Source organism: Salibacterium qingdaonense, from assembly GCF_900114715.1.
In the GTDB taxonomy this organism is placed as follows: Bacteria; Bacillota; Bacilli; order Bacillales; family Marinococcaceae; genus Salibacterium; species Salibacterium qingdaonense.
Map to the genome: position 1 here is coordinate 220,056 of NZ_FOTY01000004.1, position 15,639 is coordinate 235,694.

A 15,639-nucleotide genomic window follows, 5' to 3' on the forward strand; every position below is an offset into this window, starting at 1 on the left:
CCCTTTTTCATTGATCATTGTGCCGGGCACCCGCATTGGGGCTTTTCAGCCGTGAAATGCGGACATATTATTTTATGAGCTCTTGTTTAATCAGACTTTCTGCAATCTGAACGGAGTTGTAGGCGGCTCCTTTCATCAAGTTGTCAGAAACGACCCAAAAGTGGTAGCCATTTTCAAAATCAAGATCCCTGCGGATTCTTCCCACAAAAACATCCGGCAGTCCAACGCTGTTTACAGCCATTGGGTATTCCTGTTCTGAAGGATTATCCTGAATGGTGATCCCTCCGCCGGAACCGATTGTTTCTCTTAGTTCTGAAGCTGTTGGTGCGTCATGTTCTACTTCGATATAGACAGATTCCGAGTGTCCGGTTTCGACCGGCAGACGTACACACGTTGCTGCCACCGGCAGATCGTTTTCATGAAGAATTTTTTTCGTTTCATTAATCATTTTCATCTCTTCAAACGTATAGCCGTTGTCCTGAAATTTATCGATCTGCGGAACAGCGTTGAATGCAATCTGATAATGTTTTTTGTCTCCGCTTACCGGCAGCACTTGTGGATCGGCGGGTTTTCCATCAAGCACGTCTCTGGACTGTTCTTTCATTTCGTCAACCGCTTCATAGCCCGCTCCGGAAACAGCCTGATACGTTGATACGATCACTTTCTTTAATCCATAAGCACTACGCACCGGTTCGAGTGCAGCCACCATCTGAATAGTGGAACAGTTCGGATTGGCAATAATGCCTTTATGATTCTTTACGTCTGCCTCATTTACTTCCGGCACAACGAGCGGCACTTCTTCATCCATCCGGTAGGCGCTCGTATTGTCTATAACAATCGTCCCGCGTTTCACCGCTTCCGGGGCCAGTTCTTTAGAAATGGAGCCGCCTGCGGAGAAAAGACCGATTTGCACCCCGTCAAATGATTCAGGTTTCGCCTCTTCGACGGTATACTCTTCCCCGCGGAACGTGATTTTCTTCCCGGCAGAACGCGGTGATGACAATAATTTAAGCTCTTTCACCGGAAAATCTTTCATCTCGAGCGTTCTCAGAATCTGCTCTCCAACTGCTCCGGTAGCTCCGAGTACTGCTACAGAGTATCCTGTTTCTTCTGTCATGAATGATTATCTCCTTCCAGCTTCGTGTTTATCTACTTGAAGTCTAGTTTATTTAACGTCTATTGTAACATAATAGCTGAAGCTGAAAGAAGCAATTCCCGTGACAGTTTACTTATTGAAATTTTCCACGATGACAGGCTGATATTGGCGTCCGGAGAGCGCTTCTTCCAACGTTGGTTCGATATCTTCCATTCTGGCAACGAGGGAGGTGGGTTTGCCCGCCGGATTATCCTGCCCGAACGGAACAAAGTAGATGTTTTTGGCATTCATCAGTTTCATAATGTTGCCGCCGTTTAATCCAAGTGCATCGTTGGTCGAAATCGCGAGGACAACCGGGCTGCTGTTGCGAAGCGTTGCCTTGGCCGCCATTAATACCGGGGAATCCGTAATCGCATTGGCAAAACGGCTGATGGAATTCCCCGTCATCGGTGCAATAAGCATCGCATCCAGTGGATATTTCGGGCCGAACGGTTCTGTCTTAACGATCGAGTCGGCAACGTCGTCTTTCCCGGACGCCGTTTTAATTTCTTTCAGCCATTTTTCTGCCGCCCCGAACTTCGAATCGGTTTTCAAAACGGTCGGCGTAATGATCGGATAAACATCAGCTCCCTTTTCACGCAGGTCTTTCATATAAGGAATCGCTTCTTCAAGGGTACAATGCGACCCGGTTACGCCGAATCCTATTTTTTTATTTTCAAAAGGCAGCATGGTTACGCCTCCTTTACTCATTCGTACAGTCCTGAGGGAAATCTCCTTTTTTCTTCTCCGTATCTTCAAGCAGCTGAAGAAGAACACTGCCGAGAATACGTCCGGCTGTTTTTGGTGCTGTCTTTCCAGGGAGTCCGGGAGTCCAGAGGGCCGTCATTTTTCTTTGTGCAGCATACGAAAAGTCTGTTCCACCCGGCCGGGATGCGATATCGATGATTAACGTACGCACAGAAACATCCTGAAGCATGTTTTTTGTTAAAAGAAGAGCTGGAATCGTGTTAATGCACAAATCTTTACGCTGCAATGCCTGCGCCGTCTCATCGAGGTGAAAAACAAAATGTCCGTACGTTTTGGCTCTTGCTTTTTCCACGGGGTCTGAGGTCCCTACTTCTACATATGCACCGAGTGCGGAGAACGTGCGGGCAATGACGCTGCCTGTGCGGCCGAATCCGAGCACAACGACACGTGATCCGTGAATCGTTTCGTCCGTGTTCTGAATCGCTGTGAGCAGTACTCCTTCTGCTGTCGGTACGGCGTTATACAATGCTGTTTCTTCCTGTTCCAGAAGAGCTGTATACGTTCTGCCGGATTTTTTCATCAACTGATCGGCTTCATCAGTCGAAATTCCCGTGCAGATACGGGCTTCGCGGGGAAGGCGCTGCAGCCAGTTTTCTTCCACTTTTAAAGGCGATGCTGACAAAGGAGCATGTACGGTCATTCCGGATTGAATGCCCGATGCCGGGAAAACGACAACATCCAGGTATTCCCACTTCAGTTCTTCTCCTGCTTGATGACAGGGTATTTCTGTCGGTAAACCGCTCTCTTCCGGAAAACCGAGCATCGCAACGGACATTCCCTGTTCATGCAGATATTCTGCCATTTTCAGTTGTCTTTCATCTCCACCTGCGAGCAGTATGTTTTTTTTCATCATCCGCTCCGCCTTTCTTTTCATGAATAACTCTCTATGTATCCTATGATAAGCCGGAAAATGGGTGAAGGCAGAACAAAAGAGAAATCTGGGACAAAAAATAAAAACCGGGATATTACGAGTGATTCAACGGATAGACATCCGCTTCCTTTCACAGACTGCAGGGTACAATAAAAGACAGATCCCATACAAAAAATCCGAACAATAGATATCAGGAGTCTGCCGCAGCACCCGGATTCATCGTTCGGATTTTCTATCTCTGCTGTATTCTCTTTTCCAAGCCTTGTTAAACTCCCGGTCTATTGGATTGGTATTTACCGGCATTTATAATAATGACATCTTCACCGATTTTCAGAATGTCCTGCCAGTGAAACTTCCATTCTCCACCTTTTTTCCGAAACGGAGTGGAAGGAATAATTAATTCCTTAATCCGGCCGCTGTTTTCATCTATGTCGAGCTCAATGCGCCCCGGCATTCCCAGTTTTTCAGCATGACTTCCATCAATAATTTCCTTTCTGGATATATCACTTAACAGCACGGGAATCACACTCCTTGCATCTTATCTTGTTCTCACATAAACGTTTTCGAATTATACAAACGGGATTCTCCCGCTGTTTGATATAAAAGAAAGCGCGTATTCGGACCGGAACATCGTGGAGGCTGTTCGCTGAACGTCTTCCTTGCTGACGTTCTCAAGCCTCTGCACTGTATCTTCAAGGGAACGGTGACGGCCGAGAAGAAGCTCATTTCTTCCATTTCTGGACATACGGCTGCTTGTGCTTTCCAGACCAAGGATCAAATTCCCTTTTAACTGTTCTTTTCCATTCTCGATTTCTTTTTCCGTCAGCCCGTCTAAAGCGATGTCTTCTACAATCTCAAACACAGCAGCTGCCGCTTCTTCCTGCTGCTCAATCCCCGTTCCTGCATAAATGGTAAGCATGCCGGTATCAAGAAACGGCACGTGATAGGAAAAGACGGAATAAGCAAGTCCCCTGTCTTCGCGGATGCGTTGAAACAACCGGCTGCTCATGCTGTCTCCAAGTGCATTATTCATGAGCATTAACGGATACACCGATTCATCATCCATCGCGGCCCCTGGAAACCCAAGACAAAGATGGGCCTGTTCCGTTTCTTTTTGAATACCCGCTTTCCCGGGGAGAAACGCCGGCTTCTGGAAAGGCTGCTCAATGTACCCGCCCGGGAGTCCGCCGAACAACTTTTCCAGTTGTTCCAGCAGTTCGGTGCCTTCATTACCAACCGCGGATATGACCATATTTTCAGCGGTATAATGTCTTTGCCTGAAATCCAGGATGCCTTCTCTTGTAAACGTGCGTACGGTTTCTTCGGTTCCGAGAATGGGACGGGCAAGCGGGTGATGACCAAATGCCTCCCGGTCCAGATAGTCATGAATGATGTCATCAGGTGTATCTTCCACCATTTTAATTTCTTCCATGACCACCTGTTTTTCTTTTTCTATCTCTTCAGGATCAAACGTGGAGTGAAAAAGCATATCAGCCAGAATCGACAGCGCTGTCACCGTATGTTTATCCAGCACTTTTGCGTAAAAGCATGTATATTCCTTGGATGTAAAAGCGTTGACATCTCCACCGATTTTATCAAAACTCTCTGCAATGTCAGCGGCACTGCGGTGTGTGGTCCCCTTAAAAAACATATGTTCCAGAAAATGCGATATGCCATTTTCTTCTGCCGTTTCATACCTTGAGCCTGTTTTGATCCAGATACCAATTGTCATAGACTGTACCGCCGGGACGTGCTCCGTTACAACCCGCAGGCCGTTGGATAATTTGTTTCTCTTCATCATAAACGGTCTCTCCTTCTCCGTTGTCCTATCTATCTATACGCGTTTCATCCAGTACGCCGGATACGGTATCCAGACGTATTCCATCCGCTCTGATCTGCTCAATTATTTCTTTTAATCCCGAGGAGGCTGCCGAAGTCGGGTGCATCAAAATCAGTGATCCATTTTCCACTTTATCTGCTGTCCGGGAAGCCATAGCAGAAGGATCCGGATCTTTCCAGTCCACTGTATCGACCGTCCATAAAATAGTGTGCATACCCAGCTGATCCGCTGTCTCTACAACCGCGTCACTGTAACTGCCGGACGGAGGGGCAAACAATACCGGATCCTCTGACAGCACTGCCTCAAGCACGTCGTCTGTCTCCTGCAGTTCCTGCTTGATTTCTTCCTCGGAGGATGCTGCCATATCAGGGTGCGAGTAAGCATGACTTCCGATTTCATGGCCTTCTTCCTGAATCATTTTGGCGGCTTTCGGCTGATTGCGCACCCAGCGTCCCTCCAGAAAAAACGTGGCTTTCACCTTTTCCTCCCGTAGAACCTTAAGCATGCGGGGAATGTACTCATCTCCCCAGGAAACATTGATCATCAGCGCTGCCGCCGGCTTGGCCGGATTTCCTCTGTAAACAGGAGCAGGAGGAAGATCATCGAGGTGGACCTTGGGGGGCACCTGTTCAAAGACAACATCTTCTTTTTGGAACCTGCCGCGTTCTTTCATAGCTTCAAACGATGCCTTCATGTTGACCATTCTCCCATTATAGCCGGGAAGTGCTTTCCATACTTTATCAATAACTGCATCCCGTGGCGGTTCATTCCACTGTCCGGCTGCCTGTTCAAGTTTTTCATACATCGAATGTCCGGAAGGTTCCGAAGAGACTGGAGCGGCTTCTTCGTTATGTACAGAGAAAAAGTGATACAGCGGAGAGCTGTTCACAAGAATCGTAGTGATGATCATAAAGAAAAAAGGCAAGGAAAGCAGCAGCTTTTTCATGGTATCTCCCTCCTGCTTGTACAATATGATGGAATAAGCAGGAGTTAGAACATGAAAAAGAACTTGGCACCTGCCAAGTCTTTCCTATATCCGGTTCATTCAGCTTTGGTTCTGTTCGTTCAGAAGTGCTTTTCTGGACAGATTGATACGTCCCTGGTTATCGATTTCCGTTACTTTCACAAGGATTTCGTCCCCAATCTGTACAACATCTTCTACTTTATTCACGCGTTCTTCAGCCAGCTGGGAAATATGAACCAGACCGTCTTTTCCTTTGATTATCTCTACAAATGCACCGAATTTCTCAATCCGCTTCACTTTGCCGAGATACGTCTCACCGACTTCGACTTCGCGTACCAGATCTTCAATCTGCTTTTTCGCGTCGTCGTTGGCTTTTGCATCCGTCGATGAAATATAGACTGTACCATCTTGTTCAATGTCAATCTTCACGCCGGTATCTTCAATAATCTGATTGATTGTTTTTCCGCTGGGTCCGATAACGTCACGGATCTTATCCGAAGAAATCGACATGGTAAGGATTTTTGGTGCGTATTCAGACAATTCGGTTCTCGTTTCACTAATCGTTGAAAGCATATTACTAAGTACTTTCATCCGGGCGGAACGGGCCTTTTCCAGCGCAAATTCAAGAACTTCCCGGTTGATACCGGCGATTTTTATATCCATCTGAAGTGCCGTCACACCTTCCTCGGTTCCGGCCACCTTAAAGTCCATATCCCCAAGCGCATCTTCCATTCCCTGAATATCGGTAAGCACAGTAAGGTCTTCGCCTTCTTTCACAAGACCCATTGCGATACCTGCTACCGGAGCTTTAATCGGCACACCAGCATCCATCATGGCAAGAATGCTGGCGCAGATGCTTGCCTGCGACGTAGAACCGTTGGACTCCAGCACTTCCGACACAAGACGGATGGTATACGGAAAGTCCTGCTCCGATGGAATTACTGGTTCAAGCGCCCTTTCGCCAAGAGCTCCATGACCGATTTCCCGGCGTCCCGGCCCACGTATCGGTCCGGTTTCACCAACACTGAACTGCGGGAAGTTGTAGTGATGCATAAATCGTTTGGATTCTTCCATGCCAAGCCCGTCCAGCACCTGCACATCACCAAGCGGCCCGAGGGTGCACACGCTGAGCGCCTGTGTTTGTCCGCGTGTAAAAAGTCCGGAACCGTGTGTCCGTGGAAGCAGCTGCACCTGCGAAGCAAGGTTGCGAATTTCTTCGGGGCCGCGTCCATCGGGACGAATTTTTTCCTCGGTAATAAAGCGGCGGAATTCTTCTTTGACAATTCCCTGCAGGACGTCTTTCACATCTTCCTGCTCTTCTTCATCAAACTGTTCCACCACTGCATCTTTTGCTTCATCTATAGCTTGTTCACGCGCTTTCTTCTCTTTTACAAGTACAGCTTCTTTGATGCCGGCTTCCCCTGATTCGCGCACCCGCTCTTCCAGTTCTTTTGGCGGCTGCTTCAGTTCTACTTCCATCACTTCACCGGTACCGGCTTCAGCCATGATATCTTCCTGAAACGCGACCAACCGCTTTATTTCTTCATGACCAAACATGATAGCTTCCAGCATAACTTCCTCCGGTACTTCAGAGGCGCCTGCTTCCACCATGTTTATCGCATCTTTTGTGCCGGCAACGGTCAATTCAATATCTGTTTTCTCTTCCTGTTCGACCGTCGGGTTGATAACAAACTCGCCGTCGACTCTGCCGACCTGGACACCTGCGACCGGCCCTGAAAAAGGAATATCCGACAGGGACAGGGCAAGGGAAGAGCCAAGCATGGCTGCCATTTCCGACGAACAGTCCTGATCTGAGCTCATGACCATGCTTACGACCTGCACCTCATTGCGGAATCCTTCCGGAAACAGCGGGCGGATCGGACGGTCAATCAGGCGGCTTGTCAGCACGGCTTCATCACTCGGACGTCCTTCTCTTTTGATAAATCCCCCAGGAATCTTTCCTGCTGCATAAAGACGTTCCTCATAATTCACAGTCAACGGAAAAAAGGGAAGGTCTTTCGGAGTGTCCGAAGCAGTTGCTGTGGAAAGAACGGCTGTGTCTCCATATCTTACCATCACCGCTCCGTTTGCCTGTTTGGCAAGATGGCCGGTTTCTATCGTTAACTGCCGGCCGGCCCAGTCAAATGTGAATGTCTGCATACTCTGTTCCATTTCCAAAGGATCTTCCTCCTGTACTAATATGTTCTTACGTTAAAGTGTATCCTTCTGTCTTTTATTTTACAATCCTCAACATCAATATGAAAAGCGTAAGCGCCTCTGTCCAGTCTGTAAAGGCCGTACACAGGTGCTGAACGGCTGCATGAAACAGAGCCCGGGCGTATGCTTATCCATAACAAAAAGCGGGAGATATTACTCCCGCTTTTTTCTCTTTATCGACGCAGACCCAGCTGTTTGATCAGGCTGCGGTATCTGGTAACATCTTTCTTACGCAGAAATGTCAGCAGGTTACGGCGCTTACCGACCATTTTAAGCAGACCGCGGCGGGAATGATGGTCTTTCTTGTGATCCCGCAGGTGTTGGTTTAACGTCGTAATCTGTTCAGTCAAAATAGCAATCTGGACTTCCGGAGAACCAGTGTCATTTTCGTGTGTCTTAAACTCCTGTACCAGTTCCTGTTTTCTTTCATTTGTTAATGCCATATCCGGCACCTCCTATTCTTGTAATAACCGCCGATTCCCCAGTCATACGCCGGAGGTACGTTTTGACCGAGCAATGGCTGGCTTGCTGTTACAATCACCAGCATACCCGTTTTAACCGCAGAATGCAAGAGAAAAATTTCAGGATGATCCGGGCACATCAGGATATGCAGCCAGCGCGTCACGTGCTTTTTCCACATCCCTGTTCATTTCCTCTATCAATTCTTCGGCGCTGTTAAATGCTTCTTCCCCGCGTATAAATGTATAAAAGCAGACTTCAACATTCCAGCCGTATATATCCTCATTAAAATCAAAGATATATACCTCGATGACCGGGTCTTCCGGTGCTTCATCGTGGAAGGTGGGCTTAAAGCCGATACTTGCCGCCCCGTCAAGCCACCGTCCGCCGACATATATGCGCACAGAATAGACTCCAGGCTGCGGTACAGCGTACGTATGGTGTTTCTCAATATTTGCTGTAGGAAAACCAATCGTGCGCCCGCGCTGTTCTCCACCTTCAACAACGCCTCTGATGCTGTATGGTCTTCCAAGCAGGGAACAGGCTTTTGCGACATCTCCGGTGCGGATATACTCTTTAACGGCCGTGGAACTGATTTTTTCCCCGTTTTGAGTTACTTCCCCTACTACCGTTTGTCCGAACCTGCCTCTGGAGTGAAAAGGCAGAGTTTCCATTGTTCCTCTTCCAAGACGCCCGTAGGAATAATCAAATCCGGCTGTGACGTGAACAACCTGAAGCGGCAGAAGGTAATGATCCACAAATTCCTGTGGTTCCTGGGAGGCAAACTGCTTGTCAAACTGAACGACAAACAGATAATCCGGTCCTTCCCTTTCGAGACAGTCCTCTTTATGAGGAAGCGGTGTAATATAACGCATATTATTCTCATCGGTATCGGGAGAGAGAACGACCTTTGGATGAGGATGAAACGTCATAACACCCAGGGCACAGTTTTTTTCAGCTGCGATAGCTGCGGCTGTCCGGATCACTTCCTGGTGACCGATATGCACGCCGTCAAAATAGCCGAGTGCAAGTACCATATCCGGAAAGCCGGCGGGTATTTCATTTTGATGGGAAAGGTAGAAAGTTTGCAACGATGTTCACCTGCCGATCATGAATTTCCTGAAGTGGTCTGCTGCGTTGCAAGCTGCAGCATCGTTTTCGGTTTAATGAGCCACGGTTTTTCGGGATGGGTCTGATAAACAGCCACGGCTCTGTTTTGATGCAGAAACAAAAAAGAGGAGCTTTCTTTTGGACCTATTTCCCTGGGGAGCAGACGCCCGTTTCGAATGTTGTCCGCCGTTTCTTTGGTGACTTCAACGGAAGGAAGATGCTGAAGTGCTGTTTCTATGCTCAAACCAGTCTCATCAAGCGTATCGTTATCCCTTTTCGCTTCAAGCTCTTCAAATGTATAACAGCTTTGCACGTCCACCGGCCCGGAGCGGGTGCGTTTCAAATCCGACATGTGGGCAGGAAAGCCGAGCGCGCGGCCGATGTCCACCGCAAGTGTACGGATAAAGGTGCCTTTGCTGCAGGTCACCCGGATGGAAAATGATACAGTTTCGGTGCTCTTGCTGAGCGTTTCGCCCAGATACTGCAGTTCATGAATATGAATGTCCCTGGCCGGACGCTCCACTGTCTTTCCTTCGCGGGCATATTCGTACAATTTTTTTCCGTTTACTTTTACTGCCGAATACATAGGAGGGATCTGCTTTTGTTTTCCCTCAAAGGATTGAAGTGTATCTTTAAGCTGCGTTTCAGACGGTCCTTTCGACACCGGCCGGGTTTCTGTCACCGTGCCTTCTGCGTCTTCCGTCGTTGTAGCATATCCGAGTGTTATCTCGGCTGCATATTGTTTGTCAGTGTCTGTCATGTAGTCGGCGATTTTCGTTGCCCTGCCGATACAGACCGGCAGCACCCCTTCCACTTCAGGGTCGAGTGTACCGGTATGTCCTGCTTTTTTCACCCCGTACAGGCGGCGGATACGGTTTACGCAGTCATGGGATGTTAATCCTCTGTTTTTATAAAGGGGGATAACCATGTCTTGCATATGTATATCACCTTCATTCAGAACAGGAAAAAGGCTTGAGCGGCCCAAGCCTTTTATTCCTGCTTTTCTTCATTTAAATCTTTCAGGAGCCGTTCAATCCGGTTGCCGTAATCAATTGATTCGTCAAAGTAAAACGATATTTCAGGTGTCTTCCGGAGCTGAACCCTGTTTCCGATTTCACTTCGTATGAACCCCCGCGCTTTCTGAAGTGCCTGAATAGTGTTTTCCTGATCTTCTTCACTGCCAAGTACAGTCACATATACTCTGGCCTGCTGAAGATCTCCGGTGACGTCTACATCCGTGACAGTGACAAATTGTACGCGGGGGTCCTTCACTTCTCTGGCAAGGATATCAGCCATTTCTTTTTTGATCTGTTCTCCTACCCGGTCTGCTCTGACATTGCTCATTAACGTTCCCTCCTTTCAGCTACAGCCATTCCATTTCAGTAATCGTACGTTCCAGTTCCGGACGCGCATCAATCATGTCTATTGCTTTTTGCAATTCCTGCTCTACGACAACACGGTCGCGGTTTACCGATACAATAGTAAGTGCCGTCCGCTGCCATAAATCATGGTGATCCATTTCAGCAGCGGCGGCATTTAGTTTCTGTTTCACTCTGGTCGTTACGCTTTTGACAACAGCCCGCTTTTCTTTTAGTGAACGGGCTTCATAAATGTAACATTCACAGTGAAGAGCACCTATCATACAGGTTTAACTTCCTCCATCACATAGGCTTCAATGATGTCGCCTTCCTTAATATCATTGAATTTCTCGATAGTTATACCACATTCATATCCGGACTGCACTTCTTTCGCGTCGTCTTTATAACGTTTCAAATCATTGATTTTTCCTTCGTGGATCACGACGCCTTCACGAATAACCCGGATACTGGAGTCTCTTGTGATTTTCCCTTCGGTTACATAACTTCCTGCAATCGTACCGATTCGTGACACTTTGAAGAGCTGACGCACTTCCACCTGTCCGATAACTTTTTCCTCATAAACCGGATCCAGCATGCCTTTCATGGCTGACTCGATTTCTTCGATAGCATCATAGATAACACGGTGAAGACGGACATCAACTTTTTCGGATTCTGCCGTCCGTTTGGCATTGGCATCCGGGCGTACATTGAACCCGATAACAATCGCATTGGAGGCAGACGCGAGAATAATATCGGATTCTGCAATGGCGCCGGCGCCGGCATGAATGATGTTTACTTTGACGCCTTCTACATCAATCTTTTCAAGAGATCCTTTTACGGCTTCGACAGAGCCCTGCACGTCCGCTTTGACAATGACGTTTATTTCTTTCATTTCATTTTCCTGAATCTGGCTGAACAGGTCATCGATGCTGACTTTCGCCGTCTGTCCGCGTTCCTGCTCCCGGGCTCTCACAGCACGGGCTTCGCCAAGCTGCCGGGCTTTCTTTTCGTCCTGCATCTGTACGAACGGATCTCCAGCGAGCGGAACCCCGTTCAGACCGGTGATTTCAACAGGGGTGGACGGTCCTGCTGATTTTACGCGGTGTCCGGTATCACTCACCATCGCCCGTATCTTTCCGTGTGTGTTACCGACAACGACCGGATCTCCAACTTTCATCGTTCCTGCCTGGACGAGTAGTGTTGCCAGAGGTCCGCGTCCTTTATCCAGTTCTGCTTCCACGACCGTTCCGCGTGCCCGGCTTCCCGGATTTGCTTTAAGTTCTTCCACTTCTGCAACAAGCAGAATCATCTCGAGCAGTTCATCCAGACCGCGGTTGTTGATGGCGGAAACATTCACGAATATTGTATCGCCTCCCCATGCTTCCGGCACCAGTTCAAATTCAGTCAGTTCCTGCATAACGCGGTCAGGGTTGGCACCTTCTTTGTCCATTTTATTGACTGCTACAATAATCGGCACTTCCGCTGCTTTGGCGTGATTGATTGCTTCTTTCGTCTGCGGCATCACACCGTCGTCAGCCGCAACGACAAGAATAGTGATGTCGGTTACCTGGGCACCGCGCGCGCGCATTGTTGTAAATGCGGAGTGTCCCGGCGTGTCAAGAAACGTGATCTTCTTGTCGTTTTCTTTGACCTGGTAAGCTCCGATATGCTGCGTAATGCCCCCTGCTTCCCCTGCCGTTACTTTCGTGTGGCGGATAGCATCCAGAAGGGTTGTTTTCCCGTGATCGACGTGCCCCATGATGGTAACAACCGGTGGACGTTCTTCCAGAGATTCCGAGTCGTCCAATTCAACTTGATGATCAAGATCAAGTTCATCCACTTCCACTTCTTCTTCGACTTCCACATCGTAATCAGCTGCGATTAATTCAATGGACTCTTTTTCAAGATCCTGGTTAATCGTAGCCATCACACCAAGGTTCATCAGTTTCTTAATGATTTCGGAGGATTCTTTATTCAGTTTATCTGCCAGTTCTCCGACAGTCAGTGAACCGGTGAATGTGATTTTTTCCGGTGTCGGTGCGGCCTGTTTCTGGCCGCCGTTTCTACGATTCTTCTTGCCCTTATTTCTGTTGTTTGGTTTCTTGTTTTTCGTTTGATTCTGTGGATGATTATTGTTTTTACGGTTATTGTTACCGCCCGGACGCGCCGACTGCTGACTGCTGTTACTATTGTTTTTACTGCTGTTGTTGCTGTTGTTGCTGCTGCCCTGCCGGCTGTTGCTGCTGTTGTTATTCTGCCCGGTATTTTTCCGGGATTCTTCTGTCTTCTTCTCCGGTGAGTCTTCCTGCTTTTTATTTTGTCCTTCCAGTTTTGCCACTGTGTCCTCACTGATAACGGACATATGATTGGAAACCGGTATATTCATATTTTTCAGTTCATTCACTACTTCCTTACTGGATTTATTGACTGTTTTAGCATATTCATAAATTCTCATCTTACTCATAAGCATAACCTCCACCTTTATTCATCCAGCATTGTCATCAGCCTTTCTGCAAAGCCTTTGTCTGTAATGCCGATAAGTACACGGCTTTCTTTACCGACGGAGGTGCCAAGCCGCTGGCGGTCTCCGGTAATATAAACAGGAATCTGATAATAACTGGATTTATCTTTAAATTTTTTTGTCGTATTCGGTGAAGCATCTCCGGCAATAAGCACGAGAAACAGAGTTCGGTTTCTGATTCCGTCCAAAACGACTCCCTCACCTGTCTTCACTCTGCCTGCTTTAGCCGCCAGGCCTAAAAACGAATATATCGATGCCGTCATCGTTTTATTCCTTTCCTGCGTTCCTCCAGCAGACGATCATAGTCCTCTTCGGTTACCTTGATGTTTAAATGGCGGGAAAGAGCATCTTTTCGTTTGGCCTCCAGAAAACACTCATCGTTGTTTGTAAGATAGGCACCGCGGCCGTTCTTTTTTCCACCGGGGTCTACAAATACCTCACCTTCCGGACTTCGCACCACACGGATTAACTCCTTCTTTTCAGCGGTGCTTCCCGTGACAATGCATTTTCTTATCGGCTTCTTTTTTTTCGCCATCCTCTCGCCCTTTCTGACATCAGTATTCTTCGTCGTCGTCGATTTCCTGTTCAGGCTCTTCTTCTTCAGGATCCACCGCGAAAAACTCATCGTCCTCTTCCGGCATTTCTTCCGCTGATTCTTCCATTGCTTCTGAAGGCAGTGTGCCCCGCGCTCCGTATGAAGGATTCTCGGGATCATACAGACCACTTTCAAGTGCTTCGGATTCACTCTTGATGTCAATTTTCCAGCCGGTCAGTTTCGCAGCCAGTCTCGCATTCTGTCCGCGTTTACCGATAGCAAGCGACAACTGGTAATCCGGTACGATTACGAGCGTGCTTTTGTCTTCAGCGTCCACTTTGACATCCAACACCTTGGAAGGACTGAGCGCGTTCGTTACGTAATCAAACACATCCTCGGAATAATGAACGATGTCTATCTTTTCGCCTTTAAGTTCATTCACAATGGTCTGTACCCGCTGTCCCTTCGGTCCTACACAGGATCCGACAGGATCAACTTCCGGATCTTCGGCATGTACCGAAATTTTGGAACGGTCCCCTGCCTCTCTGGCTACAGAGAGAATTTCCACCGTACCGTCATGAATCTCAGGCACTTCCAGTTCAAACAAACGTTTCAAAAGCCCCGGATGGGACCTTGAGATGAGAATCTGAGGTCCCTTTGTCGTCTTTTCCACTTTAGTGATATATACTTTGAGGCGGTCATTATGCCGATATGCTTCATTCGACATCTGTTCACCCTGCGGAAGAAGAGCCTCCACTTTACCCAGATCTACATAAACAAATCGATTATCCTGGCGCTGGACAATACCTGTCATAATATCTTCTTCACGATCAATAAAGTCAGAATATATAATACCTCGTTCTGCTTCCCGCACTCTTTGGGTCACAACCTGTTTTGCCGTCTGAGCAGCGATTCTTCCAAAGTTCTTCGGCGTGACCTCCAGCTCAACGACATCATCCAGATTATAGTTGGGATCCATCGTTTGTGCCTCTTCAAGAGCTATTTCCAGCCTCGGATCAAATACTTCTTCGACCACTTCTTTGCGTGCAAACACACGGATAGCGCCATCTTCACGGTCGATATCAATCCGCACATTCTGAGCCTGATTAAAATTTCGTTTATAAGCGGAAATAAGCGCTGCTTCGATGGCTTCAATAATAATTTCCTTTTCAATTCCCTTGTCTGTTTCCAGTGTGGACAGCGCGTCCATAAAATCACTGTTCATGAGTATCGGTTTCCCCCTTACACCTGCCGCAGCCCCGTAGTGAAGCTGTGGTCTCTTAAAATTGGATTGCCAGTCTCGCTTTTGCTACTTTTTCGTATGGTACGTCATAGGTGACGGTTTTCTGCTTTTCGGTTGTTTCGATACTGAGCCGTTCTTCATCAAAGTCCGAAAGCGTGCCTTCAAAGGCTTTACCGCCATCCACCGCTTCGTACGTCGTCACATACACATGCTTTCCTACAGCACGGTGCAGGTCCTTTTTCGTTTTCAACGGCCGCTCGGCACCCGGCGAAGAAACGTCGAGATAGTAGGCTCCCTGAATGATATTTTCATGATCCAGCGCCTCACCCAGTTTTTCGCTCACACTGCCGCAGTCTTCAATATCCACGCCGTTTTCTCCATCAATGTACACTTTCAAAAACCAGTGTTTTCCCTCTTTTTTATATTCAACATCCACAAGCTCCAGTCCCATTTCTTCAACAATCGGTTCAGCGATCCCGGATGCCTGTTCTTTTATCCTGTTACTCATCGCCTGCCTCCTTTGCTTCACTGCCATGACCGGTTCACCCCGCGCAGTCCCGGTTCCGGGGCGGCGGGCAAAACGAAAGAGTGGGCTAAAACCCACTCTTCTCCGGACGT

The 15,639-nt window shown here is 47.9% G+C and carries 17 protein-coding genes; all 17 read right to left on the reverse strand.

What is annotated here, in order from left to right; translation table 11 throughout:
• Positions 1-67: 67 nt before the first annotated feature.
• Complete coding sequence (gene asd, locus BM058_RS05755) at positions 68-1,117, reverse strand: aspartate-semialdehyde dehydrogenase (RefSeq protein ID WP_090926070.1); 1,050 nt, start codon at positions 1,115-1,117, stop codon at positions 68-70.
• 108 nt (positions 1,118-1,225) lie between these two features.
• Positions 1,226-1,825, reverse strand: coding sequence for a dipicolinate synthase subunit B (locus tag BM058_RS05760; protein ID WP_143082981.1), 600 nt, complete (start codon positions 1,823-1,825; stop codon positions 1,226-1,228).
• A 13-nt stretch (positions 1,826-1,838) separates the two neighbouring features.
• Positions 1,839-2,756, reverse strand: coding sequence for a dipicolinate synthase subunit DpsA (dpsA, locus tag BM058_RS05765; protein ID WP_177195448.1), 918 nt, complete (start codon positions 2,754-2,756; stop codon positions 1,839-1,841).
• 283 nt (positions 2,757-3,039) lie between these two features.
• Entirely contained in the window at positions 3,040-3,291 is a 252-nt protein-coding gene (locus BM058_RS05770; RefSeq protein ID WP_090926072.1) for a YlmC/YmxH family sporulation protein, read from the reverse strand.
• A gap of 51 nt (positions 3,292-3,342) precedes the next feature.
• Positions 3,343-4,575: a M16 family metallopeptidase gene (locus BM058_RS05775; protein WP_090926073.1), complete on the reverse strand. Its 1,233-nt coding sequence runs from the start codon at positions 4,573-4,575 to the stop codon at positions 3,343-3,345.
• A 25-nt stretch (positions 4,576-4,600) separates the two neighbouring features.
• Positions 4,601-5,560 (reverse strand): polysaccharide deacetylase family protein, encoded by a 960-nt coding sequence (locus tag BM058_RS05780; protein WP_090926074.1) that lies wholly within the window; start codon positions 5,558-5,560, stop codon positions 4,601-4,603.
• A 99-nt stretch (positions 5,561-5,659) separates the two neighbouring features.
• Positions 5,660-7,750, reverse strand: a complete 2,091-nt coding sequence (locus BM058_RS05785) for a polyribonucleotide nucleotidyltransferase (protein ID WP_090926110.1) — start codon at positions 7,748-7,750, stop codon at positions 5,660-5,662.
• Between the two features lie 218 nt (positions 7,751-7,968).
• The gene (rpsO, locus tag BM058_RS05790; RefSeq protein WP_090926075.1) at positions 7,969-8,238 is read right to left on the reverse strand and encodes a 30S ribosomal protein S15; all 270 of its coding nucleotides are present in this window, start codon (positions 8,236-8,238) and stop codon (positions 7,969-7,971) included.
• A gap of 138 nt (positions 8,239-8,376) precedes the next feature.
• Entirely contained in the window at positions 8,377-9,345 is a 969-nt protein-coding gene (ribF, locus tag BM058_RS05795) for a riboflavin biosynthesis protein RibF (protein WP_090926076.1), read from the reverse strand.
• 17 nt (positions 9,346-9,362) lie between these two features.
• Positions 9,363-10,301, reverse strand: a complete 939-nt coding sequence (gene truB / locus BM058_RS05800; protein ID WP_090926111.1) for a tRNA pseudouridine(55) synthase TruB — start codon at positions 10,299-10,301, stop codon at positions 9,363-9,365.
• A gap of 53 nt (positions 10,302-10,354) precedes the next feature.
• A complete protein-coding gene (gene rbfA / locus BM058_RS05805) occupies positions 10,355-10,708 on the reverse strand; it encodes a 30S ribosome-binding factor RbfA (protein ID WP_090926077.1) in 354 nt (117 codons plus the stop codon).
• A gap of 19 nt (positions 10,709-10,727) precedes the next feature.
• On the reverse strand, positions 10,728-11,006 hold the full coding sequence (locus tag BM058_RS05810; protein WP_090926078.1) for a DUF503 domain-containing protein: 279 nt from the start codon (positions 11,004-11,006) through the stop codon (positions 10,728-10,730).
• On the reverse strand, positions 11,003-13,186 hold the full coding sequence (gene infB / locus BM058_RS05815; RefSeq protein WP_090926079.1) for a translation initiation factor IF-2: 2,184 nt from the start codon (positions 13,184-13,186) through the stop codon (positions 11,003-11,005). Before infB ends, BM058_RS05810 begins: the two co-directional genes overlap by 4 nt.
• Before the next feature lie 17 nt (positions 13,187-13,203).
• Positions 13,204-13,506, reverse strand: coding sequence for a L7Ae/L30e/S12e/Gadd45 family ribosomal protein (locus BM058_RS05820; protein ID WP_090926080.1), 303 nt, complete (start codon positions 13,504-13,506; stop codon positions 13,204-13,206).
• Positions 13,503-13,778, reverse strand: coding sequence for an RNase P modulator RnpM (gene rnpM, locus BM058_RS05825; RefSeq protein ID WP_090926081.1), 276 nt, complete (start codon positions 13,776-13,778; stop codon positions 13,503-13,505). The genes BM058_RS05820 and rnpM overlap by 4 nt, the downstream gene beginning before the upstream one ends.
• 19 nt (positions 13,779-13,797) lie before the next feature.
• Positions 13,798-15,003, reverse strand: a complete 1,206-nt coding sequence (gene nusA, locus BM058_RS05830; protein WP_090926082.1) for a transcription termination factor NusA — start codon at positions 15,001-15,003, stop codon at positions 13,798-13,800.
• Between the two features lie 55 nt (positions 15,004-15,058).
• The gene (gene rimP / locus BM058_RS05835; protein ID WP_090926083.1) at positions 15,059-15,529 is read right to left on the reverse strand and encodes a ribosome maturation factor RimP; all 471 of its coding nucleotides are present in this window, start codon (positions 15,527-15,529) and stop codon (positions 15,059-15,061) included.
• Positions 15,530-15,639: the final 110 nt, after the last annotated feature.